Here is a 26,246-nt window from a genome sequence, read left to right as displayed (position 1 = left end):
GAACAGCAACATCAAGACAGTGATCACTGGCAATACGCTAGATATCCAATTGGCAGATGCACCAGTATTTGCAGGCAAAGTGACTGCGAATGGTTTAGATGCCAATGGCAACAAAGTTGAAAACGTAGCAGATGCAACGACAGCAACAGATGCAGTGAACAAAGGTCAGTTGGATAGCTTAAGTACAGGTCTTACCAATACTGGCTTTGGCTTAAAAGCAGCAGATGGCAATACGATTAACAAAAAGTTAGGCGAAGCAGTTGAAGTAGTGGGTGCAGATAGCAACATCACTACGAAGGTTGCAAATGGTCAAGTTGCGATTGAGTTAAATAAAAACCTCAACAACTTAACTGGTATTACAGTGAACGATGGAACCAATGGTACAAATGGTTCTACAGTGATCGGTAAAGATGGCATCTCAGTTAAAGATGGCTCAGGCAATACCATTGCAGGTGTAGATAACACAGCATTAACCGTTAAAGATGGTAGTGGCAACACAGAAACCAGCATTAACAAAGCGATCAATAGTCTCAATGCATCGCAAGGTGAAACTGACAAGTTTGCAGTGAAGTACGACAAGAATGCTGATGGTAGTGCAAACTATGACAGCGTGACCCTTGCAGGTAGTGCTTCAAGTAGTACTAAAGATGCAACGACAGGCAAGATCACCACAATAGGTGGTACAAGCTTAAACAATGTTGCGAGTGCTGGTGATTACACTAAAGAGGCTAATGCGAGCAAAGCTGTTAACGCAGGTGATCTGAACAATGCAGTTGTTGATGCAACCAATGCAGCGACGAGCAAAGGCTTTGCATTACAAGCAGCAGATGGCGGTAAAGTACAGAAGAACTTAGGCGAAGCAGTTGAAGTAGTGGGTGCAGATAGCAACATCACTACGAAGGTTGCAAATGGTCAAGTTGCGATTGAGTTAAATAAAAACCTCAACAACTTAACTGGTATTACAGTGAACGATGGAATCAATGGTACAAATGGTTCTACAGTGATCGGTAAAGATGGCATCTCAGTTAAAGATGGTTCAGGCAATACCATTGCAGGTGTAGATAACACAGCATTAACCGTTAAAGATGGTAGTGGTAACACAGAAACCAGCATTAACAAAGCGATTAATAGTCTCAATGCATCACAAGGTGCTACAGACAATGCTGCAGTGAAATATGATGATTCATCGATTAAAGATCGTGTTACTTTAGCTGGAACAAATGGGACAGTTCTAACTAATTTAAAAGGTGGAGAAGTCAATGCAACATCGAAAGACGCTGTAAATGGAAGTCAGTTGTATGGGACTTATGCTGCAATGTTGAGTGCTCTAGGTGGAGGTTCAACTTTTAATTCTAATGGAACAGTAACAGGCCCTCTATATAATATAAACGGCCAAGACTATACAAATGTTGGTACAGCTTTAAGTGCATTAGATGCGGGTTGGATTTTAAATAGTAATGGTGCAGCTGGTGCTGCAATTAAAGCAGGTGATACTGTAGATATTGGTACTGCTAATACAGAAGCGAATCTAGCAGTTGTGAAAATTGGTAATACCATTGACTTTAGCTTAAACAAAGACCTTAAAGGTTTAACTTCAGTCCAAACTACAGATGGTGCAGGTAATACGTCATTAATGACATCTACTGGAACTAAAGTTGAAAATGCAGCAGGTGATACGAGCATTTATGGCGCAAATGGCACAGCAATTACGGGTTCAAATGGTAAAACAGTAACAGTCACATCAGATAAAGTCGATGTGGGCGGTAATACGATTAATAACGTCGGAAATGCAGTTACAAAGACAGACGCGACAAATCTTGGGCAAGTTGAGCAATTGATTGGTAATGCAACTGGAAGTGTAACTAACAAAGGTTTTGCATTAACTGCCCAAGATGGACAAACTGTTCAGAAAAAACTTGGAGAGTCTATTGATGTTGTCGGTGATGATAAAAATATTTCTACTGAAGTGAAAAATGGAAAAGTTGCAATCAAACTTGCTGATAACTTGAATGTCAATTCTCTTACTACTGGTGATACTGTTATTAATAATAGTGGTGTAGCAGTCGGATCAAATGTAGCTTTAGGCAATACTGGGCTTATTATTGCAGGTGGGCCAAGTGTAACGGTGGCAGGTATTAACGCAGGTAATAAAACAATTACCAATGTGGCAAATGCTGTTAACGCTACAGATGCAGTCAATAAAGGGCAGTTAGATAGCGCAATTGGCACTGTGAATAACAATGTCAATGAGCTTGCCAATAATGCTGTTAAATATGACGATGCATCAAAAGATAAGATCACACTCGGTGGTGGTGCAAATGGCACAACCATTAGCAATGTAAAAGATGGTGCAGTGACTCAAGGTTCTAAAGATGCTGTAAATGGTGGTCAATTATGGAATGTTCAGCAACAAGTTGATCAAAACTCAACGGATATCAGCAACATCAAAAATGATATTAATAATGGTACTGTCGGTTTAGTTCAACAAGCAGGTAAGGATGCAACTGTTACAGTCGCGAAAGATACTGGTGGTACAAGTGTGAGCGTGGCGGGTACAGATGGCAACCGTGTTGTGACAGGTGTTAAAGATGGCGCAGTCAATGCAACATCAAAAGATGCAGTCAACGGCAGCCAATTGAATACGACTAACCAAGCAGTTGTGAATTATCTTGGCGGTGGTGCTGGTTATGACAATATTACAGGTAGCTTCACTGCTCCAACTTACAACGTAGGTGACTCTAAGTATAACAATGTCGGTGGTGCAATCGATGCATTGAACCAAGCGGATCAAGCATTGAATAGCAAAATTGACAATGTCAGCAACAAGTTGGATAACGCTTTCCGTATTACCAATAACCGGATTGATGATGTTGAGAAAAAAGCCAATGCAGGTATTGCAGCAGCAATGGCACTTGAATCAGCACCTTATATAGCGGGTAAATATACTTATGCAGCTGGAGCAGCTTATCACGGTGGTGAGAATGCGGTAGGTGTGACCTTACGTAAAACTGCAGACAATGGACGTTGGTCGATTACAGGTGGTGTTGCGGCAGCATCTCAAGGTGACCCAAGTGTTCGTATCGGTATCAGTGGCGTAATTGATTAAATCACGAGACAAGGAAGATCGAACGGTCTTCCTTTTTCTTGACAACTTTTTAAGAGAGAAAAAATGAAAGCATTTAACAAAAAAATTATGTTCAGTGTATTCAGTGGTCTTGTGATGTCATTGAGTCATGCTGCTGAAATTGAAACATCAAATACCCAAGAAATTCATTTTCCTGAAGTGAAAGATAGTTATCTAAAGCAAGTGAATCGTTATGAATATGATGACGTGGCACGTTTAGATAAAGGTTTAAGCAAAGATCAGATTCGCCATGTTTTGGGAAATCCGCAATTTTCTGAAGGTCTTTTCGCTGTTAAAACTTGGAACTATGTATTGGATGTCCGAGAGCCGAGTTCAAATCAATATAAACGTTGCCAGTTACGCATAGACTTTGATAAGCACTACCGTTCAGAAAATCTATATTGGAAAGGTGAACAATGCCAAGGTCTGATGGCTTGGGGCATCAATAACCAATCCGCGACAGAACAAACGGCTCTATCCTCTACAGGTCAATCAGCCAGTGTTTTATTCTATTTTGATCATTCAGATAAAAGCGGAGTAAAAAATCCTGAAGTGATTAGCAAAATTGCCGATCAAATTAAGCAAACTGATGGGAACAGTAAGATTTTTGTTGCAGGTTATACTGACCGTTTAGGTTCATTTCCGTATAACCAACGTTTATCAGCTGCGAGAGCCAATACCGTTGTAGATTTGTTGAAACAACAGGGAATTCCTGCTGATCAAATTCAATTTTCAGCAGAAAATAAAACTGACGTGTATCAGAAATGCAATGGGATGAACAAAAAAATTCAATTGGTCGAATGTTTAGCCCCTAATCGCCGAGTAAACATCACTTGGTAAAACTGAAGGCATAATTAAATGAATTCAGTTTGAAAGAAGTTGTTTATTCTTCAAATCGGTTGAGTTTTTATTTTATGCAAACGCCCGATGAATTTCATTGGGCGTTTTAAATTATTCACAGTTATGGTTTATACAATGGTGATTTGTTTTGAAATAAATCATAAACAACCCGATGTGGTCAATTACCAAGTTGACTAATCAAGGAACATCAACAACACACTTTTTAAATAAAGTGTTTAATCAATTTTTTTTGATGAGATGCTTTAAAAAACAATTAACCTATTCACTTAACTTAGCTCTAAAACCTAATTTGAATGTATTGAGTATAAAAATGATGAAGAAGATAGTATTGGCGTTGCTTGGGTTTGGATTTGCTATACAAACACAAGCTTTTGATAAAACTCAGGTGAATTTGGCCAAGGATTTTTGGGGAACTTGGACAGTGTATAATGCGAAGGCCCAATGTACCGAAAGCTATCAATTTACTCAGCCTGACCAATTTACCTACACCACAAAGCAAAAGCGAATGACAGGTGATTTTGCAATATTAAGAAATGAAAATGCTCAGGCTTTGGATGTTTTAGCCTTGAAAGTTAAGTTAGACAACAAAAAAGCCGGTTGTGGTGGCGAGCCTGTAGATTATAGCAATGCTGATATTAGATTAAGTTTAAAATGGGTATCTGCTAAAACAGCTGAGCTGTGTACAGACCGTGAAGGCAAACAATGTACAGGTTTATATTTGATTAAACAGAAATAATCTGTTGAAAAGTGAATTAAGAGGCTTCTTTTGAGGCCTTTTATAAAATAAAATTTAGTGATTTTTATTAAATGATAAATATTTTTTATTAAAAAATAAAAAATTATTCATAGAAGTTTTGTGTCTTATCCAACACGATAGCGTTATATTAAATTCTAATGTTTTATTTATCTATAAAGCTTGTTGGAATATCAATAGACACGTCTTGTTTAAAAAAAGATCATGCTCAAGATCATTGGTTATATGCTAAGTTATAGTATGATGTGTTCATATTTCGACTGATTTATTGTTATATCAGTTTTATTTAGCCAGAGTGAATTGATATTCATTTCAAGCTCAAACAATGTTGGAAATACAAATGCCTGACTATCGTTCAAAAACATCGACACATGGAAGAAATATGGCTGGTGCACGTGGCTTATGGCGTGCAACAGGAATGAAAGATGAAGATTTTGGTAAACCGATTATTGCGGTAGTCAACTCATTTACTCAATTTGTACCTGGTCATGTACATCTAAAAGACTTAGGTCAACTGGTTGCTGAGCAGATTCAAGCAGCGGGTGGTGTGGCAAAAGAATTCAATACGATTGCGGTCGATGATGGTATTGCAATGGGGCATGATGGCATGCTGTATTCATTGCCTTCACGTGATTTGATTGCGGATTCTGTTGAATACATGGTCAATGCGCATTGTGCAGATGCTATGGTGTGTATTTCTAACTGTGACAAAATTACACCAGGAATGCTGATGGCAGCAATGCGTCTGAACATTCCAGTGGTATTTGTGTCTGGTGGGCCAATGGAAGCGGGTAAAGTTAAAATCCGTGGTACAGAACATGCAATTGATTTAGTCGACGCAATGGTGGTTGCCGCTGATGATAGCTTTACCGATGAAGAAGTAAAGGAATATGAGCGTTCAGCTTGTCCAACTTGTGGTTCATGTTCAGGCATGTTTACAGCCAACTCAATGAACTGTTTGACAGAAGCCCTTGGTTTATCATTACCGGGCAATGGTTCAACTTTAGCAACCCATGCAAATCGAAAAAAATTATTCGAAAGAGCGGGTCAATTGATTGTTAAGTTGGCAAAACGTCATTATGAACAAGATGATTACACCATTTTACCACGTTCAATTGCGACCAAAGCATCTTATGAAAATGCAATGATTTTAGATATTGCAATGGGTGGTTCAACTAATACAGTCTTGCATTTATTAGCTGCTGCACATGAAGCAGGTGTTGATTTTACCATGGACGATATTGATCGTTTATCTCGTAAAGTTCCTGTGTTGTGTAAAGTTGCACCGGCAAAACAAGATGTACATATGGAAGACGTACATCGTGCTGGCGGTATCATGTCGATTCTAGGTGAATTAGATCGAGCAGGTTTATTGGATACAACGGTGCATACCGTACATGAAAATACCTTGAAAGATGCCTTAGATAAATGGGACATTATTCGTACAGAGGATCCTGAGGTTTACGAGTTCTTCCGCTCAGCGCCAGGTGGTGTTCCAACTCAAACAGCATTTTCACAAAACCGTTATTATCAAACTTTAGATGGTAACCGTGAAAAAGGCGTGATCCGTAATGCTGAACATGCATTCTCTAAAGACGGTGGCTTAGCTGTACTGTACGGAAACATTGCTGTGGATGGTTGTATTGTAAAAACTGCGGGTGTAGATGATTCGATCCTGAAATTTAATGGTACGGCTCGTGTCTTTGAAAGCCAAGATGCTGCTGTAGATTCAATCCTTGGTCATGAAATCAAAGCTGGTGATGTCGTGGTGATTCGTTATGAAGGTCCACGTGGTGGTCCGGGCATGCAAGAAATGCTTTACCCGACCAGCTATCTAAAATCGAAAGGTTTAGGTAAAGAATGTGCTTTACTTACGGATGGTCGTTTCTCTGGCGGTTCTTCAGGTCTTTCAATTGGCCACGTATCCCCAGAAGCTGCTGAAGGTGGTGTCATTGGATTGGTTGAAGATGGTGATTTGATCGAAATTGATATTCCAAATCGAACGATTAACCTTGCTGTTGATGAAGTAACCTTGGCAGCACGACGTAAAGCTCAAGACGAAAAAGGTTGGCATCCAACTGAAGAACGTCCACGTAAGGTCTCAAAAGCGTTAAAAGCGTATGCTATGCACACCACTAGTGCATCGAAAGGTGCGGTGCGTGAAATCTAAGCTTTAAAATTAGATTCCAAACAAAATAAAAGCACTCATTGATTGGGTGCTTTTTATTGAATTGATCTAACAATTTAAATTTTATCGAGTTTTGGGATATTGATCATTCAGATTCAAATTGTTATAAGTTTTGTTATGACTGGTTAGAATTAATTTTATCAGCATCACCTGTGAATGAATGGTATGCTTGAGTGAGTTTCAATCAGATTTTCTTTTATTTTTCAGTGCTTATTTCGAGGCTCTACGCATGTCACTGTTACGCCGTTGGTTTGATCCAATCCGATCGAGTTGGTTTTACCAAAAGCCGATTCGTCAAGAGGTGTTATCTACGGAACAGGGACTGAGTATTTATCTGCGTTTAGATGATGTTTATAGCTATCTTGCTGTACAGCAACTCCCCCAATTGGAAGATCTTTTAAGTGATGATTTGAAGCCACTTAAAGTCATTATTTCCAATACCGCAGCAGAACCCCCCAATGGCATGACCATAGAAGAATGGCGCAATTATAGTTTAGAAGATGCCAAAATCTTAGCCAATCAACATCGCTTTAGTTATGATGATGAAAAACCAGAACAACCGACTCAAGAAGCATTACAACAAGCGGAAACAATTCTTAGAAATACACCGTTGACTGGTCAAAATTTCCTTTATTTACTCGAAGATGTATTTCATATGCTGTGGCAGCAGCAGTATGGCAAATTACGCACTTTATTTGTGATGGCGAGTCAGCATCAAAAACCTCAGAATTTTCCAGAACGTATTTTTGGTCAAAGCCCAATTTTAGAAAGCTATTTTGAGTTTGGTGGGCGTAAATATCATGCAGTAGATGATTTATTACGGTTAACTCGTCGTTTAAAACAACAAAAATTATTGATTGATAATCCTATTTTTCTCATCAATCACATTGAATGGCGTGAGCATTTGATGAGTGATGCGGAAGAGCTTGCTGAAATTCAGGCCATGCATCCTGAACTTGATTTATATATTGCCTTAGAAGATCCGATCAGTTGGTTATTATTGGCATATATCAAAGAAGAACTCGCAAATTATTATAATATTCAACTGAATTTATTTCCGCTGAGTTATCACGGTCGGGACTTTTTTGATTGGAGTTTGGCGACCCGTCTTTCCAAGCGTTCAGAAGTAAAATTTACCCCGTTCTGTCGTCCGACCGCAGACAGCACCTTAAATATGGCAAAGATTTATTACAGCGTACCAGAAGAACAACGTGTAGATGTGATGTATGACATTTTACAAGCAGTTTGGACCAAAGGTCGTGATTTATCATTCAAGCCGCATTTACAGCAAATGCAACATGATTTAGGAATTGAAAACCTAACAGATACTGACGTGGAAGCTTTATTAACAGCCAATGATCGGCAATGTGCAGAGAAACATCAGCCTGATTTTCCTGTTTTAGAATTGCGTATTGAAGGAAAGCGTTACGTTTTTAATAGCCTATATCGGGTTTGGATGATTGAAAGTATTTTTAGTAATGTGTTAGAACAGAAGTATAAAGCCGAGAATGAGTTTGAACGCGCTCAACATAATATAGAAGCACAGGATGCAGAAAAAACAGATGATTAAAAAAGAGAAATGTGAATCATTAGAACAAGTACGTGATCGAATCGATCAGTTGGATCAGGAGCTGATTGAACTGATTGCAACCCGTCAATTTTATGTTGATCAAGCTGTCCGATTTAAACGTAATGTAGATGACGTACAGTCTCCAGAGCGTGTACAACAAGTGATTAATAAAGTACGTCAGAAAGCCATAGATGTTGGAACTAACCCTGATTTGGTGGAAATGCTCTATCGGGAAATGATCCAGCATTTTATCCAAAGAGAATTAAAAGAAATTCGTCCATAACGGTGATGTGATTTCAATTTTGCCCATAAAAATATTTATTTTAGAGAACAGTATGAAAAAAATTATTCTAATCTGCATCACAACAATGTTGAGTCAGTATGCACTTGCAGAAAATTGGAAATTTATTGTCAAAGATGCCGATGGTAGCTTTTATTTAGATACCGATCGCATTGTAAAAAAAGACAATACGGTAAATTATTGGGCTAAGTTTGTTGCTGATGCAGACAGTGAAGAACTTGATATGAAAAAAGGTGACTATACACTTTCTCATAATTTAGACCAATGTGCTGATCGTACGACAAATATTACACTGGTTGAAGATTATAAAAAAAATGGTCAATTGATAAATAGCGATCCGCAAGTCTCAGATCCAAGTGATATCGATGATGATGAAATTAATCTGGCATTTTTTAAAGCCGTGTGTAAATAACTTCTAAATTCTTATGTATTTCAATATCTAAAGTACAATTAGCTTTAACGCACTTCAGTCTAAGCTACTTAAAATCCCTTTTATATAAAAGGGATTTTTTATTGATCATTGTTAATTTATGGTCATCATACTATAGCCAAACCACCTAATTATTCATATAAATCATTTGCATCAAGTCATTGATCATAAATGAGCTTATGTTCTTGTATCAACTCTTAGAAACTATTGGTTAGCAATTTGTTTTTTGTACTTTTGAATAATAAATGATTACCCGATCGTGGGGCGACATGGATGTCGCCATTGGATGGAGGTACAGGACGTACCTCTCATCCAACATGAGTAAAAATAAAGCACGGCTTTGTTTGTAGTACAAGGTTTGGTATCCCCTACAAAAAGTTAGGCATCACCTACACAAACTTTCCAAGCAAAATGTGGCAATGAACAATCTTTTATAATCAAACAATTTATTTCTCCATTTGGTTGATTTAATTAAAGATATTTATTGAGAGAAATTATATTCTTGTGTATGCGTTTTTTGACAAGTTGACTATATTTTGATTTGGGCATTATCATTTTTGAATTAGTCTTTTATATGCCCCATTCCAATTCTGTATTTGTGATTTTATTGATGACAGATTGATATTCAAATTTTTTACATGCACACCATAATTGCATAAAATCTGAACCAAAATATTGCTTAAAAACCTTATTTTTTTCAAATAATTGTAGTGCTTCAAGCTGATGAGAAGGTAAGAAATGCTGTGAGTTGATCACTTTTACTGGTTGGATTGATTGAGGTAAATCCATTGCTGCATGTAACCCATGCAGTACACCCGTCAGAATAGTTGCAACACACAAATAAGGGTTGACGTCTGCACCCGCAACACGATATTCCAAGCGTTGATTGTCCTGATCTGAACAGGGGATGCGAATGGCAACGTTACGATTATTGAAGCCCCAATTGGCTTCGAGTGGAACATGATTGCCAAGCTGGAATCTGCGGAATGCGTTAATATTGGGTGCTAAAATAGCCATGGATGCGGGCATTAAGTCGAGTAAACCCGCGATCACTTTGTGCATGATCGGGTTTGGGTTTTTCAACTGGTCTATTTTAAAAAGATTGTCTTGCCATTGGTTACGCATGCTCATATGAAAGTGCATGCCACTGCCTGCTTTTGCCATATTTGGTTTCGCCATAAAACTGGCTTTTAAACCATGTTGCATCGCAATTTGACGAATCATTCGTTTAATACTCATGATGTCATCACACAGTTTTAAAATGTTGTCACTGTGCTGAATATTCAATTCAAATTGTCCAGAAGCACTTTCAGCTACAACACCTGTTAAATCAATATCTTGTCGTTTTGCTTCTAATTCAATTTGTTGAATGACAGTTTGAAAATTATGCGGGGTATCGACATCGAAACATTGGGTAGAAAGCGGATCCGATTGGGGAGAAAATGGGGCATCTTGGACATTTTCAGACAAATAAAATTCGATTTCACCTGCCATCATTGGAAAATAGTGCATTTGATGCAGTGTCGATAAAATTCTTTTTAATATATTGCGAGGCTCGATCACACAATCTGAACCATCATCGGATTTCATGGTTAATAGCAGCTGGGCGTGCTGATTGGGTTGATCTGCGCAAGGCTTTAGACTGCCCAAGACGGGCATACATAATCGATCGGGTTCACCAATATATTTCCCAAGCCCACTTTCTTCAACCACTTGACCATCCAAACTCATCGCATAAATAGACAACGGAAAGTAACAGCCTTTCTGCAATTGATGGAGGGCATTTACTTCAATACGCTTACCACGTAGATGACCATTGAGGTCATGCAAGCAGATATCAATAAACTGGGTCTCTGGATAATGTTCTAAATATTGTTGGATTTCTTTGTCAAAATCATACATGCCCTGATTTTCTAAGATCAGTGCTGTGGGGAATATTTTTGTAGAATTGGCAAGTGACATATTCATTGTGAATAGATCCAAATAGGGTAAAAAAATTATAGAAAGCTTGCTTACTCGAGTAACGTAAAATGATCGTAAATTCTTTTCTTAGACGCTTAGCCAAAATACTCAACATCAAGCCTCAATCATTGCTTGAGGCTATATCCTAAAAACAGTGATATTTCAAAGCAAAGCTTTGGCGTAGCATTGCCTCAGAATATTGAGGTAAAACGACATGATGGGATTTGTAATTGGTGTATTTGCAATTGCAGGCATGATTAAAGGCACAATTGGTCTCGGCTTACCTGCCGTTTCAATGGGGCTTTTAAGCCTTGTAATTAGTCCATTTCAAGCCGCAACTTTATTGATCATTCCATCTATGGTGACCAATTTTTGGCAATTGTTTGCTGAAGGCCATGTATGGCGGTTGGTTCGCCGTTTTTATCCCTTATTATTGGGGATTATTATCGGTTCAATTTGGAGTATTTTCCCAACTTTAGGCCACTCTAGTAGCGGTTTTCATAGTGAAGCATTACTGGGGGGAATGCTAGCATTGTATGGACTCTATGGTTTATTTTCCAAACGTATGCCAAATCTTGCACCACATGAAAAATGGCTTTCCCCAATCATTGGATATTTAGGCGGTGCTTTAACTGTTGCCACGGGAGTGGTGGTGATTCCTGTGGTCCCTTATTTACAATCTTTGCAGTTAAAGCGTGATGATTTGGTTCAGTCTTTAGGTTTAGCTTTTACCGTTTCAACCCTGTGCCTTGCTGTTTTCTTACATCAAAACCCTGTTGAAGATACGCCAATTGATTATCAGTTATCTCTTATTGCCTTGGTACCCGCATTAATGGGAATGTGGGTGGGAACAAAAATCCGTTACCGTATTCCAGAGCAAAAATTTCGTAAAGTTTTCTTCTGTGGCTTGGTGATTTTTGGCTTATATTCAGTATTGCATCAATTTGGCGTGATCTAATTCGTGGACTTAAATGGTCGTTTAATGGCTCTGTCTGCAAAGGTGAAGCTATGACCATATTGGGTACACTGAAAAAATTAAAGTAGATGATAATGATTCCGTTAATTTTAAAAATGAATATCAGCGTGGTGCTTAAGTCTTTAACGTGAGTTTGACTTAAAGATATCTTTAATATATTGAAAAACAATGATCTTGATGGAGTCTTACTGAACTGTCATTCAATTTCAGGATCAGCCTGCGGCTCGCCCAAATTTTTTTTCGACATGTGGAGCTAAGCTCCACAAGGGTACCATCTTGCTTAGCCACATCGCTGCTCACCGCAAAATTCGTCTACCACCAGCAATGTATTCAATGAATCGCAGAAACAATACTTTCTGTATGAGATCCTGCCTCAGACAGTTACGGATGACGTTTCCGAGTATCATATTTCATCAAGAATTTTATATCGAATTCAGATTATTTAAACTAAAATCAGTTTCGATTTTTGTGAAATTAAAAATTGGGCAAAGTGTTGATATGCTGTTGGAAGCTCATCAAAGTTTTGAGCAGCCAATTGTAGTTGACGTTTTGCCCATTCACCGACCAGCTCAATTTGATCAAATGCATAGAGTTGATTGAGTCGCATTGCTGCCCGTTTGGGCATAATGGCAATGCCGACACCACTTGCAACCACTTGAGCGATCGCAGCAAAATTTGGCAATCTTAAACGATACTGAATTGCACAATTAAGCAATTTGGCTTGGTTTTCAATCGACTGCTGTAGAGAGTGATATTGCATTAAACCCACAAAGGCATAGTTCAGAGTATCGACCAGTCTGAGCTCTGTTCGCTGGCTTAATTCATGATTTGATGGACAAATCAGCACTAACGGATCATCTGAAAAGGTTAAAGTCTGTAATTGATGTGCATTAAAAAAGCTCGAAATTAAGCCGAGTTTTGCATTGCCTTTTTCAAGGGTCTGAATAATTTCATTACTTTCTGCTTCCTGTAGATCAATCTGAATATGTGGGTTTTCAACTAAATACTGAGGAAGTAATAAGGGCAGATATTCACTTTGTGCAGATGAATTACACCACAAAGTCATCTGTGTGCTTAGACCTTTTGCGAAGGGTGACATCGCTTGTTCAAGCTGTTTACTTTGTTGTATTAGACGTAAAGCCTGTTCTGCAAAAGTTTGACCTGCAATTGTGAGTTTGACCCCAGAGGCATGGCGGGTAAAAAGGCTTGTGGCATATTGTTGTTCGAGTTTTTTAATACGTTCACTGGCTGCCTGTAGTGAAATCGACGAGCGTTCTGCGCCTTTGGTGAGGCTTCCTGTGTCCACGATATTGATAAACAGTTGCAAATCGAAGAAGTCTAGGCGCATGCGAATCATAAAGAGCTGAAATGAGATCAAAGTATAGCTGAATAATCATACAAATATGCGATATCGTGTAGATTGTTTCAGCGGTAAGTAGGACGAGATTTAAATTGAAACTATGAATGAAGGCTTGATCACGACGATATCGTACGATAGTCACAGGATATTTTAAGCGATTGTATTGGAAAATATATGGGCTTGAAACAAAAGTAACTTGATTGATATTGATCATATGCCTGACTTGCTCAATTTGAGTCTACAACGCAAACCATTGATGAACTATCAAAACACCCTAGAAAAGATGAGAATTCTAAGCGAGCAAAAAAGTGAAAACGATTGGTTTATTAGGCGGAATGAGTTGGGAATCTACAGACTTGTACTATCAACAGCTGAATAAAAGCGTTCAACAAAAATTAGGAAAATTACACTCTGCAAAAATTGTTTTAATCAGTGTTGATTTTGCTGAGATAGAAATATTACAGCGTCAAGGCTTATGGGACGATGCAGCACTGTATTTAACAGAGAAGGCTATTCAGTTGGAGAAAGCAGGGGCAGAAGGGATCTTACTGTGTACCAATACTATGCATAAAGTTGCTTCTGCTATTGAAAGCTCGGTCTCAGTTCCATTTATTCATATTGCTGATGCAACAGCAAAACAAGTTTTAAATCAGAACATTGGCAAAGTCGGTTTGTTAGGTACTCAATTTACCATGGAACAGGACTTCTATAAGCGTCGGTTAGAACAACAAGGCATCAATGTACTGGTGCCTAACCAAGCGCATCGACAGATGGTTCATAATATTATTTATGATGAATTGTGTTTAGGTGTGATCAAGGAAGAATCTCGTCAGAAATACATCCATATTGTTGAACAGCTAATATTAGAGGGTGCTGAAGGCATTATTTTGGGATGTACAGAAATTTGCATGCTCATTGGAGATACTCAGTTTTCTGTTCCGCTGTTTGATACAACGTCGATCCATGTGCAAGCTGCTGTGGATTTTGCTTTGTCTTGACCTTTTTAAAGCGGGTATTTGTATCAATAAAAAAGCTCCCGAAGGAGCTTTAAATATTATATAAGCAAAGGCTTACATAATTTTCACACCTTGTTGACCCGCAGGGGTAACTTTGAAGATTTCTACTTCAAACGTGATATTTTTACCTGCGAGTGGGTGGTTGAAATCCACTTCAGTGATATCTTCACCGACAGTTTTAACCACACCAAATAGACTTTGTTTGGCTTTGTCTTCAAACTCAATCATGTGGCCTTCAACAGGACGTTGTTCGAATTTTACTGTATCGAATTTTTGCACATTTTCAGAATTCCACGGACCGAAGGCATCTTCTGGTGGAAGACTAACAGTACGACGGTCACCTGCACGAAGACCAAATAAGGCTTTTTCAAAACCTGGCAATAAACTGCCATCCCCGATCACTAAGCTTACAGGCTCTTCACGGCTACGTGTGTTATCAATTTCAACACCACTTTCGATGGCAACAGAAAAATGCAGTTCTACTTTTGAGCCATCCGCAACACGCGTTTCGTCATTGGGGTTAATCATTTGTTCAGTCATTTTGCGCTTCCGCACGTTGAATACGATGCTTTTCTAAAAAGAAGGTATCAATTAACAATAAAATCGTACCGAGAGTGATCGCACTATCGGCAATGTTGAATGCAGGGAAACTACTGCCTTGATAATGCAAATGAATAAAATCGACCACATAACCTAATGTTACCCGATCAATTAAATTTCCCAATGCGCCACCAAGAATTAATGCGATTGCGGCAGGTAAGATCAGCGTGGTTTTTGGCATACGCATAAGCCAAAAAATAAAAATGATCGATACAACGCCGGCAAGACCTGTGAATAAATAATGCTGCCAACCGCCCGCATCAGACAAGAAGCTAAATGCTGCGCCGTAATTATGCAGTAATGTCCAATTTAAGAAGGGCAATACAGGTACAGGCTGTGCATAAGTCAGCTCTGCACTTGCAATGTTTTTTGTCCATTGGTCAATGATAATGGCAAGGACAGAAAGTCCAAGCCACATCAAATTATGCGGATAAAACTGCAATAAACCCTTTTTATTTTGCGGATTAGGCATATTTTCTCTCTTCGCCTTGACCTGTAGGAAGGTTAATAATACAACGAGAACAAAGCCCTGGATGTGCATGATGTGTATTCACATCTGGAAGGACATGCCAGCAACGTGCACATTTTTCGCCTTCCGCAGCAGAAACTTTAACGCGTAGGCCTTCAAGTTCTGTTGCTTCACCTTGCTCAGCATAGTCATAAACAATCGCTTGAGAGGTGATCAAGACAAAACGAAGCTCATCGCCCAATTGCTTCAAGACGTTTTGTAGGTCTGTATTTGCCCAAAGTTCAACTTTAGCAGACAGGTTACTACCAACCAATTTAGCATTACGCGCTGTCTCAATCTGTTTATTAACCGCAGATTTGACTTCAATTAAGGTTTGCCAATCCGCTTCAGAGATCAAGTTGGTGCTTGATGCCACTGGAATATCATACCAATGCGCTGTAAATACATATTTTTCAGTTTGTTCTGGAATCAATGGCCACGCTTCTTGTGCTGTAAAGCTCAAGATAGGGCTCATCCAACGAACAAAGGCTTGAACCAAATGATACAACGCAGTTTGAGCAGAATGACGTGCTGTGGAGTCTGCTTTAGTCGTGTATTGGCGGTCTTTGATGATGTCTAAGTAGAAACCACCCAAATCATTGATACAGAAACTGGTCAAAGCATTGGTGACGACATGGAAGTTCATATCTTCATAAGCTTGTTGAATGGTTTTCTGTACGTCTGCTGCACGTTGTAAGATGTATTGATCCAATGCAATCAATTGATCTACAGGTAACGCATCTGTTGATGGTTTAAAGCCATTCAAGTTTGCCAATAAGAAACGTAAAGTATTACGAATACGACGATAGCTGTCACTTACACGGCTAAAAATTTCGTTACTTGCGGCAATTTCATAACGATAATCGCTTGATGCAACATATAAACGTAAACCATCAGCACCTAACTGCTTAATGATGTCTTCAAGTGGGATAAAGTTACCCAATGATTTCGATAATTTACGACCTTTTTCATCCACGGTAAAACCATGCGTAAGCAGGGCTTTATAAGGTGCGCGTTTATGGATCGCAATCGACGTGAGCAATGAAGACTGGAACCAACCACGATGTTGGTCAGAACCTTCAAGATATAAATCAGCAGGATCTTGCAGTTCTGCACGTTCACGCAATACTGCATAGTGCGTTGTACCTGAGTCAAACCATACATCGAGTGTGTCACGAACAGCATTGTACTGTTCAGCATCATCACCGATAAATGCTTTGGCTTCACGGTTATACCAACCATCAATGCCTTCTTTTTCGATGAGCTTCGCCACATCTTCAATGAGCTCTGCGGTACGAGGATGCAATTCATTGGTGTCTTTATGTACAAAGAATGGAATCGGCACACCCCAAGTCCGTTGACGAGAGATACACCAGTCTGGGCGGCCTTCAATCATTGACTTGATACGGTTTTTACCCCAATCAGGGACAAAGTCGATGTCATTTTCAATCGCATTTAAAGCATCTTGGCGTAACCCATTCGCATCCATGCTGATAAACCACTGTGGGGTTGCACGGAAGATGATTGGTGTTTTATGACGCCAGCAATGTGGGTAACTGTGCTTAATTGGCAGATGCGCCCAGAGTTTGCCAGCATCTGTTAATGCTTCAATAATTTTTGGATTGGCTTTATAAATGTGCTCGCCTGCAAAAAGAGGCGCAGTCGGTAAATATACACCATTACCACTTACAGGGTTTTCTACTTTTAAGTTATAGATTAAGCCAACTTTATAATCGTCCACACCATGTCCAGGTGCAGTATGCACAGCACCTGTACCACTGGTTGCGATGACATGTTCACCTAAAATTACAGGTACTTGACGATCTACAATCAATGGATGTTGTAATTGTAAGTTTTCGAGCGTCGCACCAACAAAGTCAGCCAATACTTTTGGTTGTTCAAGTTTGTAACGTTCACATGCAGATTCAACTAAATCTTTGGCTAAGATTAAGTTTTGTGTGCCACGCTCAGACTGAACTTCCACCAATTGATAGGCAATATCTGCATGTAAGGCAACTGCTTGGTTCGCGGGTAATGTCCACGGTGTCGTTGTCCAAATCACGATATCTGTTGGATTACTAACGCTGACACCCACTTTTGCAGACAAATCAGCAAGATCTACAACACCGAAACCCACATCAATTGCATCAGATTTTTTATCTTCATATTCCACTTCTGCTTCAGCAAGTGATGATCCACAATCCATACACCAGTTCACTGGTTTTAGACCAGGTTCGATATGGCCTGCTTTGGCAATTTCACCGAGCGCGCGAACAATATCTGCTTCTTGTTTGAAGTTCATGGTGAGATATGGATTATCCCAATCTCCAAACACGCCCATACGAACAAAGTCTTTTTTCTGTAATTCGACTTGGGTATATGCATATTCACGGCAGGCTTTACGGAAAGTCGATGCGTCAACTTTTACGCCAACTTTACCGATTTTTTCTTCGACTTTGAGCTCGATTGGTAGACCATGACAGTCCCAACCTGGAACATAAGGTGCGTCAAAATCATCTAAAGTGCGACTTTTAACAATAATGTCTTTTAAAACTTTATTGACGACATGACCTAAATGCAATGAACCATTTGCATATGGAGGACCGTCATGCAGAATATATTTTTTCTTGCCAATACGCGAAGCACGAATCTGCTGATAAATGTTGTCGGCATACCACTCTTCTAACCATTTTGCTTCACGTACTGCGAGATTTGCTTTCATTGCAAATTCAGTACCTGGTAGGTTTAGCGTGGCTTTATAATCCACTGCATTTTCAGAAGTTTGCTTATCGCTCATGCAAGTTGTCATCCAATATTATCAGCACCATTGCTGACGCGTTTTACAATAAAAGTTTAAGTTAAAAAGGAAATTTGGGGGTGTTTTTGCGAAACTCAAGCAAACGCTCGACATCATCATCAATTCCCGCCTGAAGCGCTTCAAGTGATGGGTAATTTAATTCACCATGTAAATAGTCGAGGAAAGTGACCCGCATTAACAGACCATACAGATTAGCAGAAACATTTGGAAAATGTACTTCTAATCGCCATTCTGGATGTTCTTGTTTGATTGCAGGGCGTGTTCCCACATGGCCCGCACCAAATAACGCATCTGTTTGATAACTAGCAATACCGATTTTATCGGGGTTCTCAGCTTTGACTTTCTGGGTCAATGAGGTGCTTTCGCAAATAACATCGACGGCATAAATACCACTTAAACAAGGTTTATGACGGCCAAGTCGAACATTGATGGTTGGAAAATTCAAAGTACGACCAATTTGATCACCATATTGCACACGACCAATCATGCTGTATGGACGACCCAATAATTTTGCTGCAAGTGATAAGTCACCCGCTTGGAGAACTTGGCGAATACGGGTTGAACTGACACGTTCGCCATTAAATTCAATGGTATTGAGATTGGTGACATCAAAACCATATTGTTTTAAAAATTCACTATTGCCTTGACGGTCTTTGCCGAAGTGAAAATCATCACCTAAGATCAAACTTTGCGCATTGAGTTTGCTTTTTAACAGGCTTGCAAAGTTTTCTGCACTTAAGCTACGGAATTGATTATCAAATTTAGCGATAGCAATATAATCGACACCCAATTCAGATAAATATTCTACTTTTTCTCTGAGTGATGAAATCCGTGGTGGTGCTTCATAACCTTTGAAAAACTCTAAAGGTTGCGGCTCAAAAATCATCACCAAGGTTTTTAAATTTTGGGCTTTAGCCACTTCTTTGAGTTGAGAAACCATCGCCTGATGTCCCAAATGGACACCATCAAAATTGCCAATCGTCACAGCGGTTTGGGGCAATTGAAAATTTGGTGCTAAGGCATTTAGACGTAACAGCTGCATGGTTTCAAAATAAGCTTAAAATTTGAAAGGACTATATATTGCCATAATCTCACAGTTTCGTCTTTGTTGTTGTGTTTTTATCCAGAAAAAAATGACTGAGAATACTTTTATATCAGTAAAATTGATTAATTTTATGAAATTAAATCAATTTTATTTATTAAAAGATGCTTTTATAATCAATTTATCTGCTGAAATGAGGATGAAGCGATGAAAAAGCCATTTTACCAACTTGAACAAACAGGTGATGTGATTCGACAGTTTACGCCAAACTGGTTCACCATGACCATGGGAACAGGGGTTGTTGCACTGATCTTGCCTGAATTTCCGTTTGCATCTGATTTTTTATGGCAGCTGGCAACTATTTTGTGGCAGTTTAACACGCTACTGTTTACTGTATTTATCATACTGTATGTTCTACGCTGGCTCATCTATCCTCAAGAAGCGAAGCAGATTTTTTCCCATCCCGCAATGGCACTCTTTTTAGGTGCAATTCCAATGGGGTTGGCAACGGTATTAAATGGCTTTTTAAAATATGGCATACCCATTTATGGTGATGTTGCGTTCCAAATTGCGCAGTTGTTGTGGTATGTCGATGTGGTTTTAGCGGTGAGTATCGGGGTGCTGGTACCGTTTTGTATGTTCCACAAACAAGATCATCAATTGCATACAATGACTGCAATGTGGTTATTGCCGATTGTGGCCTGTGAAGTTGCAGCAACTTCAGGCGGTTTACTTTTAGCGCATACGCATGTTAGTCAACAGGCGGTGGGTATTTTATTCACCAGTTACATGCTGTGGGGGATGTCTGTATTGCCTGCTTTTGGGATTCTCACCATTCTAATGTTACGTTTGGCTGTACATCAATTGCCGAGCAAAGAGTTGGCAATTACCAGCTGGTTAGCTTTAGGGCCAATTGGTACAGGTGCGTTGGCACTCTTGATTCTAGGTGCTCAGGCTCCTGAGGTTTTGGCATTGATTCAGTTAGAAAATTTAGGTGTGTTCTTTCAAAATGCTGGGATCGTGGCAAGTTTTATTTTGCTGGGCTTTGGTGTGTGGTGGGTCGCAATCGCAGTTCTAACCACACTCAAACATGCGGCAACTGAGCTACCATTTAATCTCGGTTGGTGGGGGCTAACTTTCCCACTGGGTGTATTTACTTTGGCAATATTGAGTTTAGGTCACCAATTACATCTCAGTTTTATTGTAGATACAGGCTTAGCATTTGCTGCAATTTTGATGATGTTGTGGGTGATGGTGATGAGCAAAACTTTGCAGGGAATGTATCAAGGGAATCTGTTTTTCTCTCCTTGTTTAAAGACTTTTTTAGAACGTGAATAAACAGAAAATGTTGTTGATCAGTCTATAAAAATAATCATTAAGAATCGATGGAAAAAGCGTCCAAACCCAATTGTCTATTGATTACAGTTGGGCTTTTTTAATATTGAAATACAAAATAAATGCTATATAAGCAGTATGATGTTGGTTTGAGAAAATTTAAAAGTGGATGAATATTACAATCAATGAGGATTCAAAAAGCATTTGAACCTGTGCTAGAAAATGTGATTAACCATTTTAGTCGCAGCTTTGTAGAAGATTTACATAGCATCTATGTTTATGGCAGTGTTGCTCAAGGCATTGCAATTATCGGTCAGTCAGATTTAGACCTATGTGTTGTTTTTAAAAATAAACCAAAAAATTTAAATGAAAAGATTGCTGAAATAAGCATAAATCTTAAGGTTTTACACCCATTTCTACCTAAAGTTGATATCGATATTGGTTTTCTAGATGAGGTTTTAAATAAGCATTCCCTACAAAGTTGGGGAGCATGGATCAAATTCTTTTGTCAGCATATTTATGGAGAAGATTTATCTGCGCTTTTTAACGATGTTCAGATTAATCGCGAGGTAATTAAGGCGATAAATAGTGGTTATGATACAGATATACAAGGTTATTTACGCATATTAGAGGCATCTGATAAAACAGCAAAAGAATTAATCAGCCTTAAGAAATCTTTAATTAAACGGATAATACGACTGCTTCCTTTGACATTGGACAATATAAAAGGATGGCCATGCCATTTAAATGATACTGTCGCACAAACGATAGATGTATATCCTGAACAAAAAGCAGTGTTTCAATACTTGTTAAACGAACTTGATCATCCAAATGTACCAAGTGAGACCTCTATCCAAGAAATAAAAAGCGTTTATTTGTGGATAGATGCTCACATTATATAAAAATAAAAAAAGCAGCCTTTTGGCTGCTTAAAATAGGTTAAATTTATAATTATGATTTATCTTTTAAGCTAAAGAACCAGTTGAGTATCAATGCTGCAAACGTTGCAGTACCAATACCACCCAAGTTGAAATCACCAAATTGAAGGGCAAAGTCACCTGTTCCTAAAATGATTGTTACTGCGGCAACCATCAAGTTTTTATTTTGAGAAAAATCGACTTTATTTTCAATCCAAATCTTCGCACCCGCAATGGTAATTAAACCAAAGACCACGATTGAAGCACCTGTTAAAATCGCTGTTGGAATGGTATGAATCACTGCGCCAAATTTAGGTGAAAACCCTAAGAAAATTGCAAAAATACCAGCAATGACAAAAACAATCGTAGAATAAACACGAGTAACGGCCATTACACCAATATTCTCACCATAGGTGGTCATACCAGGTGCACCGACACCACCAGAAAGCGTGGTTGCAATACCATCTGCAACAAAAGCTTTACCAATTTGTGGATCTAGGTTTTCGCCAGTCATTGCACTGACTGCTTTGATATGGCCTAAGTTTTCTGCCACCAGAATTAAAGCAATCGGAGCAATAATTAACATTGCATTGATATCAAAAACAGGTGAATGGAAAGTGGGCGTACCAAACCATGCAGCTTGTTGAATAGGCGTGAAATTAATCGGCGTTCCATTTCCCATTACGTTTGCAACAATGAAATAGATCAAATAAGCCAATAACAACCCGACCAAAAGCAATAAGCGTTGTAATAGACCTTTTGTGAATACAGCAATTGAACCCATACAGAGTACAGTGACCAATGCCATCCACATATTAAAGTCATTACCAGCGACACCTTTCACCGTAACAGGTGCGAGGTTTAGACCAATGATCATTACCACTGCACCAGTCACTACTGGTGGCATGAGTTTTTCAATCCATTTGGTCCCCGTTGCCATCACGAGCAAGCCAAACATTGCATACAACACACCACATGCCATGATCCCACCAGCTGCAATAGCTAAATTTGCGTTTGGCGTACCTGTACCTGATGCAGCATAGCCAGTTGCAGCAATTACTACTCCAATAAAGGCAAAGCTTGAACCTAGGTAACTTGGAACACGACCACCCGTAACAATAAAGAATAAGATGGTACAAATTCCTGACATTAAAATGGCAAGGTTTGGGTCAAAGCCCATTAAAAAGGGGGCGAGTACCGTTGCACCAAACATAGCAAATGCATGTTGAATCCCTAAAACGACACTTTGCGCAGGCGGTAAATACTCATTGGTACCGACAGGTCTTGCATCAATGCTGCCAGAATAAGGACGCCATTTGGGAAACCAGTTGGACATAAATTGAGCACTCAAAAAACAAATTGGACACATCATACGCTTTCTTTTCGAGAGTTTTAATCATTTTAGTCAAACTAAGCATTTGCATTTATTAGGGAAAATTGGTGTTTTGTACCATTTGGTCAAATAATTAAATAATGTTAGTGCGTAAAATCAAAGTATTAAAAAAAATTGTGTGTAAAAATTTAAAAAAAATCCGATTTTGCGATTGGTCAAAAAAAGTTATTGCTGCTTTATAATATGTGAAAAGTTTCGCGTTTTTTAAAAGGAGAGGAGAATGACAGATCACATTCTCCTCGCTTTAGAATTAAGATAATTTTTATAGGGTGGCTTAACCCGTATTACGTAAACCTGCCGCAATCCCAGCAATACTGACCATCAGTGCATGATCTACCGGGGTATGTTCTGCATGACAGTCAGCCAAATATGCACGTCGACGTTTCATTAATTCGGCTTGTAATAAATGTAAGGGCAGTAAATACGGCTTACGTACTTTCATGGCTTGATCAAGCACATCATTGGAACTTAAAAGTTCCGACTCACCTTTCATTGCCAAGAGCGTTTGTACGGCATCATGTAAGCGTTGACGTAATTCTGCACCAAGTACTTTTAAATCTTCATCATCGGTAAGGTGAGATTCATAATACAGTGCAATATTTGAGTCGGCTTTAGATAGCACCATTTCCAACATATCAATTAAAGTTTGGAAATAAGGCCATTCTGTTAACATTTCATCTAATACTGCTTTTTGGCCTTGATCAATCACTTGGTTGATCGCTGCGCCAGTACCCAGCCAAGCAGGAAGCATTAACCGGATTTGTGTCCACGCAAAAACCCAAGGAATAGCACGTAAAGATTCGATTCCACCACTGACTTTACGCTTTGCAGGGCGTGAACCGAGGGGTAACATTTGCAACTCAAGTTCAGGGGTGACAGTACGTAAATATTTTACAAAATGAGGGTTTTCACGCACAGTCTGACGATAAACCTGAACAGATAAATCTGTCATACTGTGCATTAAATCTCGCCAAGCTTGTTTGGGAATAGGTGGTGGTAATAATGTTGCTTCTAAGGTTGCAGCAGCATAAATTTCCAAATTTTGTAAGGCAATTTCTTCTAGACCAAACTTAAAGCGAATCATTTCACCTTGTTCAGTCACACGAATTGCACCTGAAATTGAGCCCGGTGGTTGAGAAAATAATGCTTGTTGAGTTGGTGCACCACCACGACTGATTGAACCGCCACGGCCGTGGAACAAGGTCAATTGAACGCCATGCTGTTTGGCAATTGCGGTCAACTCTTCTTGCGCACGATACTGGGCCCAGTTTGCTGACATAAAGCCAGCATCTTTGGCAGAGTCCGAATAACCAATCATGACTTCATGTTTGCCTTGAATATGTTGTTTATACCAGTGCATATTGAACAGGGTACTCATGGTACTTGCAGCACCATCTAAGTCTTTCAAGGTTTCAAATAAAGGAACAACGCGTAGTGGGTGTTCAATTCCTGCTTCTTTTTGGAGTAATAGTACCGCCAAAACATCACTCGGATATTCAGCCATTGAAATGATATAAGCGCCCAAGCTTTCTTTGGGTTGTTCAGCCAAAGTACGCATGGTTGCAAAGACTTCTTGAACATCAAGATTTTCAATCAGACTACCTGATGGTTCATTTAAATGTTTAGGCAATAACGGGCGTTTGCTTTGTAATTCTTGTAATAAGAAATTTTGGCGAGCTTGTTCTGTCCATGTCTCAAAATTGCCTAAACCAAGATATTCAGTAATTGCTGAGATGGCTTGGCGATGACGACCTGACTCTTGACGAATATCCAGTTTAAGTAATTCAATGCCAAAACAATTTACCCGATAAATAAAGTCGAGCAATTTACCATTGGCAATCTCAGGTAAATTACATGCCATCAGTGAGCGATAGCAGAGCAGTAATGGTTGTAATAATTCATCTTTATGGCGAATGATTAAACTGCGATCTACATCAGAATGTTGACCACGTAATTTATCTGCTAACCATTGACGAGTTGCTTTGAGACGTTCACGGGTCGCACGCAAATATTCGCGGTAAGGTTCAGGATGGCTATAACCCAAAGCTTGAAGTAGCTCATTGGAATAGGCTTCAATCGAGAGTTCCCAACGAAGATCTTCAATATCACGCACATAAAGGTCAGCCGCTTTCCAGCGCGACAACCACAAAACTTCTTGAGTAATGTTATGCGTAACATTTGGGTTACCATCACGGTCACCCCCCATCCAAGATGCAAAACGAATTGGAGAAATATCTAAAGGCAAGGCCTGTGCACAATTGTCCTGAACGAGGTCATCCAATTCACGTATGAATTTTGGAACTGCATTCCATAAGGTCTGTTCAATCGTGGTAAAGCCCCATTTTGCTTCATCTATCGGAGTTGGGCGGTGTTGACGGATTTCGTCAGTTTGCCATGCGGAACAGATCAATTGTTTTAAATCAGTCAACACATCTGCACGTTGCTTAGGTGTCAGTTTTTGCTGATCAAAAGTAGACAGGCAATGATTAATGCCATCATATTTTTGGATTAAAGTACGACGACTAACTTCAGTTGGATGCGCCGTGAGGACCAACTCAATTTTTAATTCACAAATTTGTTTATAGAGCGTTTCTGTTGAAATTTGCTGATCTTTAAACTTGCTAAATAAATGATCCAGCACATTGGGTGATGGTGAATTTTCATCGCACTCACTTTGACGACGACTGCGTACAACGTGATATTGTTCAGCAATATTGGCAAAATTTAGAAAGTGTGAAAAGGCGCGGGTGAGTGGCAGAATTTCATCATCTTTTAAATTTAAAAATAATTGTTCAAGTTGTTTTTCTGCTTCAATTTGACCATCTCGAGCGCCTTTACCTAAAGCCCGAATTTGTTCAATTTGATTAAACAAATCTTGTCCTGCATGTTCTTTTAGCGTTTCGCCTAAAAGGTTTCCGAGTAAGCGTACATCTTCACGCAGCGGAGCATCAATTTGTTGAACCATTTGTTACTCTCCAGTTCTTGTTATCTCGAATATAACGTGATTCCACCACAATCCAAGTGACTCCCTACAAAAGTATGTAAATGACTGTGCAAGAAGTCGACTTTGACTTAATTTTAATTTGGATAT

At 39.1% G+C, this 26,246-nt stretch carries 19 protein-coding genes; 11 read left to right on the top strand and 8 right to left on the bottom strand.

Features of this window, described 5'->3' with window-relative positions; all coding sequences use genetic code 11:
- The 7 genes from WFN33_RS08690 to WFN33_RS08660 all read left to right on the top strand — a co-directional run.
- On the top strand, positions 1-3,106 hold a 3,106-nt coding region (locus tag WFN33_RS08690), incomplete at its 5' end, for a YadA-like family protein (RefSeq protein WP_336952578.1).
- 63 nt (positions 3,107-3,169) lie between these two features.
- Positions 3,170-3,964: a trimeric autotransporter adhesin/peptidogylcan-associated protein TpgA gene (gene tpgA / locus WFN33_RS08685; RefSeq protein WP_336952577.1), complete on the top strand. Its 795-nt coding sequence runs from the start codon at positions 3,170-3,172 to the stop codon at positions 3,962-3,964.
- A gap of 331 nt (positions 3,965-4,295) precedes the next feature.
- Positions 4,296-4,721 carry a hypothetical protein gene (locus tag WFN33_RS08680; protein WP_336952576.1) on the top strand — a complete coding sequence of 142 codons (426 nt, stop codon included), beginning with the start codon at positions 4,296-4,298 and terminating at the stop codon, positions 4,719-4,721.
- 358 nt (positions 4,722-5,079) lie between these two features.
- A complete protein-coding gene (gene ilvD / locus WFN33_RS08675) occupies positions 5,080-6,909 on the top strand; it encodes a dihydroxy-acid dehydratase (protein ID WP_336952575.1) in 1,830 nt (609 codons plus the stop codon).
- A 247-nt stretch (positions 6,910-7,156) separates the two neighbouring features.
- Positions 7,157-8,497, top strand: a complete 1,341-nt coding sequence (locus WFN33_RS08670) for a hypothetical protein (RefSeq protein WP_336952574.1) — start codon at positions 7,157-7,159, stop codon at positions 8,495-8,497.
- Entirely contained in the window at positions 8,490-8,780 is a 291-nt protein-coding gene (locus WFN33_RS08665; RefSeq protein WP_016539541.1) for a chorismate mutase, read from the top strand. The genes WFN33_RS08670 and WFN33_RS08665 overlap by 8 nt, the downstream gene beginning before the upstream one ends.
- 52 nt (positions 8,781-8,832) lie before the next feature.
- The gene (locus WFN33_RS08660; protein WP_336952573.1) at positions 8,833-9,210 is read left to right on the top strand and encodes a surface-adhesin E family protein; all 378 of its coding nucleotides are present in this window, start codon (positions 8,833-8,835) and stop codon (positions 9,208-9,210) included.
- 588 nt (positions 9,211-9,798) lie between these two features.
- Here WFN33_RS08660 and WFN33_RS08655 read toward each other — a convergent pair.
- Positions 9,799-11,196, bottom strand: a complete 1,398-nt coding sequence (locus WFN33_RS08655) for a glutamine synthetase family protein (protein WP_336952572.1) — start codon at positions 11,194-11,196, stop codon at positions 9,799-9,801.
- A 208-nt stretch (positions 11,197-11,404) separates the two neighbouring features.
- On the opposite strand from WFN33_RS08655, the gene WFN33_RS08650 reads away from it, so the two are divergent.
- Positions 11,405-12,148, top strand: coding sequence for a sulfite exporter TauE/SafE family protein (locus tag WFN33_RS08650; RefSeq protein WP_336952571.1), 744 nt, complete (start codon positions 11,405-11,407; stop codon positions 12,146-12,148).
- A 460-nt stretch (positions 12,149-12,608) separates the two neighbouring features.
- On the opposite strand, the gene WFN33_RS08645 is transcribed toward WFN33_RS08650, so the two are convergent.
- Positions 12,609-13,514 (bottom strand): LysR family transcriptional regulator, encoded by a 906-nt coding sequence (locus tag WFN33_RS08645; protein WP_336952602.1) that lies wholly within the window; start codon positions 13,512-13,514, stop codon positions 12,609-12,611.
- Between the two features lie 320 nt (positions 13,515-13,834).
- Here WFN33_RS08645 and WFN33_RS08640 point away from each other — a divergent pair, with 320 nt between their 5' ends.
- On the top strand, positions 13,835-14,524 hold the full coding sequence (locus WFN33_RS08640) for an aspartate/glutamate racemase family protein (protein ID WP_336952570.1): 690 nt from the start codon (positions 13,835-13,837) through the stop codon (positions 14,522-14,524).
- 72 nt (positions 14,525-14,596) lie between these two features.
- Here WFN33_RS08640 and WFN33_RS08635 read toward each other — a convergent pair whose 3' ends face one another.
- From WFN33_RS08635 to ribF, 4 genes are all read right to left on the bottom strand, one after another.
- Positions 14,597-15,082 carry an FKBP-type peptidyl-prolyl cis-trans isomerase gene (locus WFN33_RS08635; protein ID WP_004818226.1) on the bottom strand — a complete coding sequence of 162 codons (486 nt, stop codon included), beginning with the start codon at positions 15,080-15,082 and terminating at the stop codon, positions 14,597-14,599.
- The gene (gene lspA / locus WFN33_RS08630) at positions 15,075-15,614 is read right to left on the bottom strand and encodes a signal peptidase II (RefSeq protein WP_004718873.1); all 540 of its coding nucleotides are present in this window, start codon (positions 15,612-15,614) and stop codon (positions 15,075-15,077) included. Before lspA ends, WFN33_RS08635 begins: the two co-directional genes overlap by 8 nt.
- Entirely contained in the window at positions 15,607-18,447 is a 2,841-nt protein-coding gene (gene ileS / locus WFN33_RS08625; protein WP_004718871.1) for an isoleucine--tRNA ligase, read from the bottom strand. Before ileS ends, lspA begins: the two co-directional genes overlap by 8 nt.
- A gap of 61 nt (positions 18,448-18,508) precedes the next feature.
- Positions 18,509-19,510, bottom strand: coding sequence for a riboflavin biosynthesis protein RibF (gene ribF, locus WFN33_RS08620; RefSeq protein ID WP_336952569.1), 1,002 nt, complete (start codon positions 19,508-19,510; stop codon positions 18,509-18,511).
- Positions 19,511-19,717: 207 nt separating this feature from the next.
- Between ribF and WFN33_RS08615 the strand changes: the two genes are divergently transcribed.
- Entirely contained in the window at positions 19,718-20,848 is a 1,131-nt protein-coding gene (locus tag WFN33_RS08615; protein WP_336952568.1) for a TDT family transporter, read from the top strand.
- Positions 20,849-21,030: 182 nt separating this feature from the next.
- Positions 21,031-21,747, top strand: coding sequence for a nucleotidyltransferase domain-containing protein (locus WFN33_RS08610; protein WP_336952567.1), 717 nt, complete (start codon positions 21,031-21,033; stop codon positions 21,745-21,747).
- A 49-nt stretch (positions 21,748-21,796) separates the two neighbouring features.
- On the opposite strand, the gene WFN33_RS08605 is transcribed toward WFN33_RS08610, so the two are convergent.
- Positions 21,797-23,098 carry a solute carrier family 23 protein gene (locus WFN33_RS08605; RefSeq protein WP_336952566.1) on the bottom strand — a complete coding sequence of 434 codons (1,302 nt, stop codon included), beginning with the start codon at positions 23,096-23,098 and terminating at the stop codon, positions 21,797-21,799.
- A gap of 331 nt (positions 23,099-23,429) precedes the next feature.
- Complete coding sequence (ppc, locus tag WFN33_RS08600; RefSeq protein WP_336952565.1) at positions 23,430-26,120, bottom strand: phosphoenolpyruvate carboxylase; 2,691 nt, start codon at positions 26,118-26,120, stop codon at positions 23,430-23,432.
- Positions 26,121-26,246 lie beyond the last annotated feature (126 nt).

Source organism: Acinetobacter sp. AS167, from assembly GCF_037152175.1.
Lineage (GTDB): Bacteria > Pseudomonadota > Gammaproteobacteria > Pseudomonadales > Moraxellaceae > Acinetobacter.
Note: the sequence above shows the minus strand (reverse complement) of the source record. Positions and strands in the feature narration are given on the sequence as shown.

Bases quoted from the DNA above. Each gene is read 5' to 3' on its own strand.
- ilvD (WP_336952575.1), top strand. From the start codon at position 5,080: ATGCCTGACTATCGTTCAAAAACATCGACACATGGAAGAAATATGGCT.
- WFN33_RS08680 (WP_336952576.1), top strand. From the start codon at position 4,296: ATGATGAAGAAGATAGTATTGGCGTTGCTTGGGTTTGGATTTGCTATA.
- WFN33_RS08610 (WP_336952567.1), top strand. From the start codon at position 21,031: ATGAGGATTCAAAAAGCATTTGAACCTGTGCTAGAAAATGTGATTAAC.
- WFN33_RS08670 (WP_336952574.1), top strand. From the start codon at position 7,157: ATGTCACTGTTACGCCGTTGGTTTGATCCAATCCGATCGAGTTGGTTT.
- ppc (WP_336952565.1), bottom strand. From the start codon at position 26,120: ATGGTTCAACAAATTGATGCTCCGCTGCGTGAAGATGTACGCTTACTC.
- WFN33_RS08660 (WP_336952573.1), top strand. From the start codon at position 8,833: ATGAAAAAAATTATTCTAATCTGCATCACAACAATGTTGAGTCAGTAT.
- lspA (WP_004718873.1), bottom strand. From the start codon at position 15,614: ATGCCTAATCCGCAAAATAAAAAGGGTTTATTGCAGTTTTATCCGCAT.
- WFN33_RS08605 (WP_336952566.1), bottom strand. From the start codon at position 23,098: ATGTCCAACTGGTTTCCCAAATGGCGTCCTTATTCTGGCAGCATTGAT.
- WFN33_RS08650 (WP_336952571.1), top strand. From the start codon at position 11,405: ATGATGGGATTTGTAATTGGTGTATTTGCAATTGCAGGCATGATTAAA.
- WFN33_RS08665 (WP_016539541.1), top strand. From the start codon at position 8,490: ATGATTAAAAAAGAGAAATGTGAATCATTAGAACAAGTACGTGATCGA.
- WFN33_RS08615 (WP_336952568.1), top strand. From the start codon at position 19,718: ATGAAAAAGCCATTTTACCAACTTGAACAAACAGGTGATGTGATTCGA.
- WFN33_RS08645 (WP_336952602.1), bottom strand. From the start codon at position 13,514: ATGCGCCTAGACTTCTTCGATTTGCAACTGTTTATCAATATCGTGGAC.
- ribF (WP_336952569.1), bottom strand. From the start codon at position 19,510: ATGCAGCTGTTACGTCTAAATGCCTTAGCACCAAATTTTCAATTGCCC.
- WFN33_RS08635 (WP_004818226.1), bottom strand. From the start codon at position 15,082: ATGACTGAACAAATGATTAACCCCAATGACGAAACGCGTGTTGCGGAT.
- ileS (WP_004718871.1), bottom strand. From the start codon at position 18,447: ATGAGCGATAAGCAAACTTCTGAAAATGCAGTGGATTATAAAGCCACG.
- tpgA (WP_336952577.1), top strand. From the start codon at position 3,170: ATGAAAGCATTTAACAAAAAAATTATGTTCAGTGTATTCAGTGGTCTT.
- WFN33_RS08655 (WP_336952572.1), bottom strand. From the start codon at position 11,196: ATGAATATGTCACTTGCCAATTCTACAAAAATATTCCCCACAGCACTG.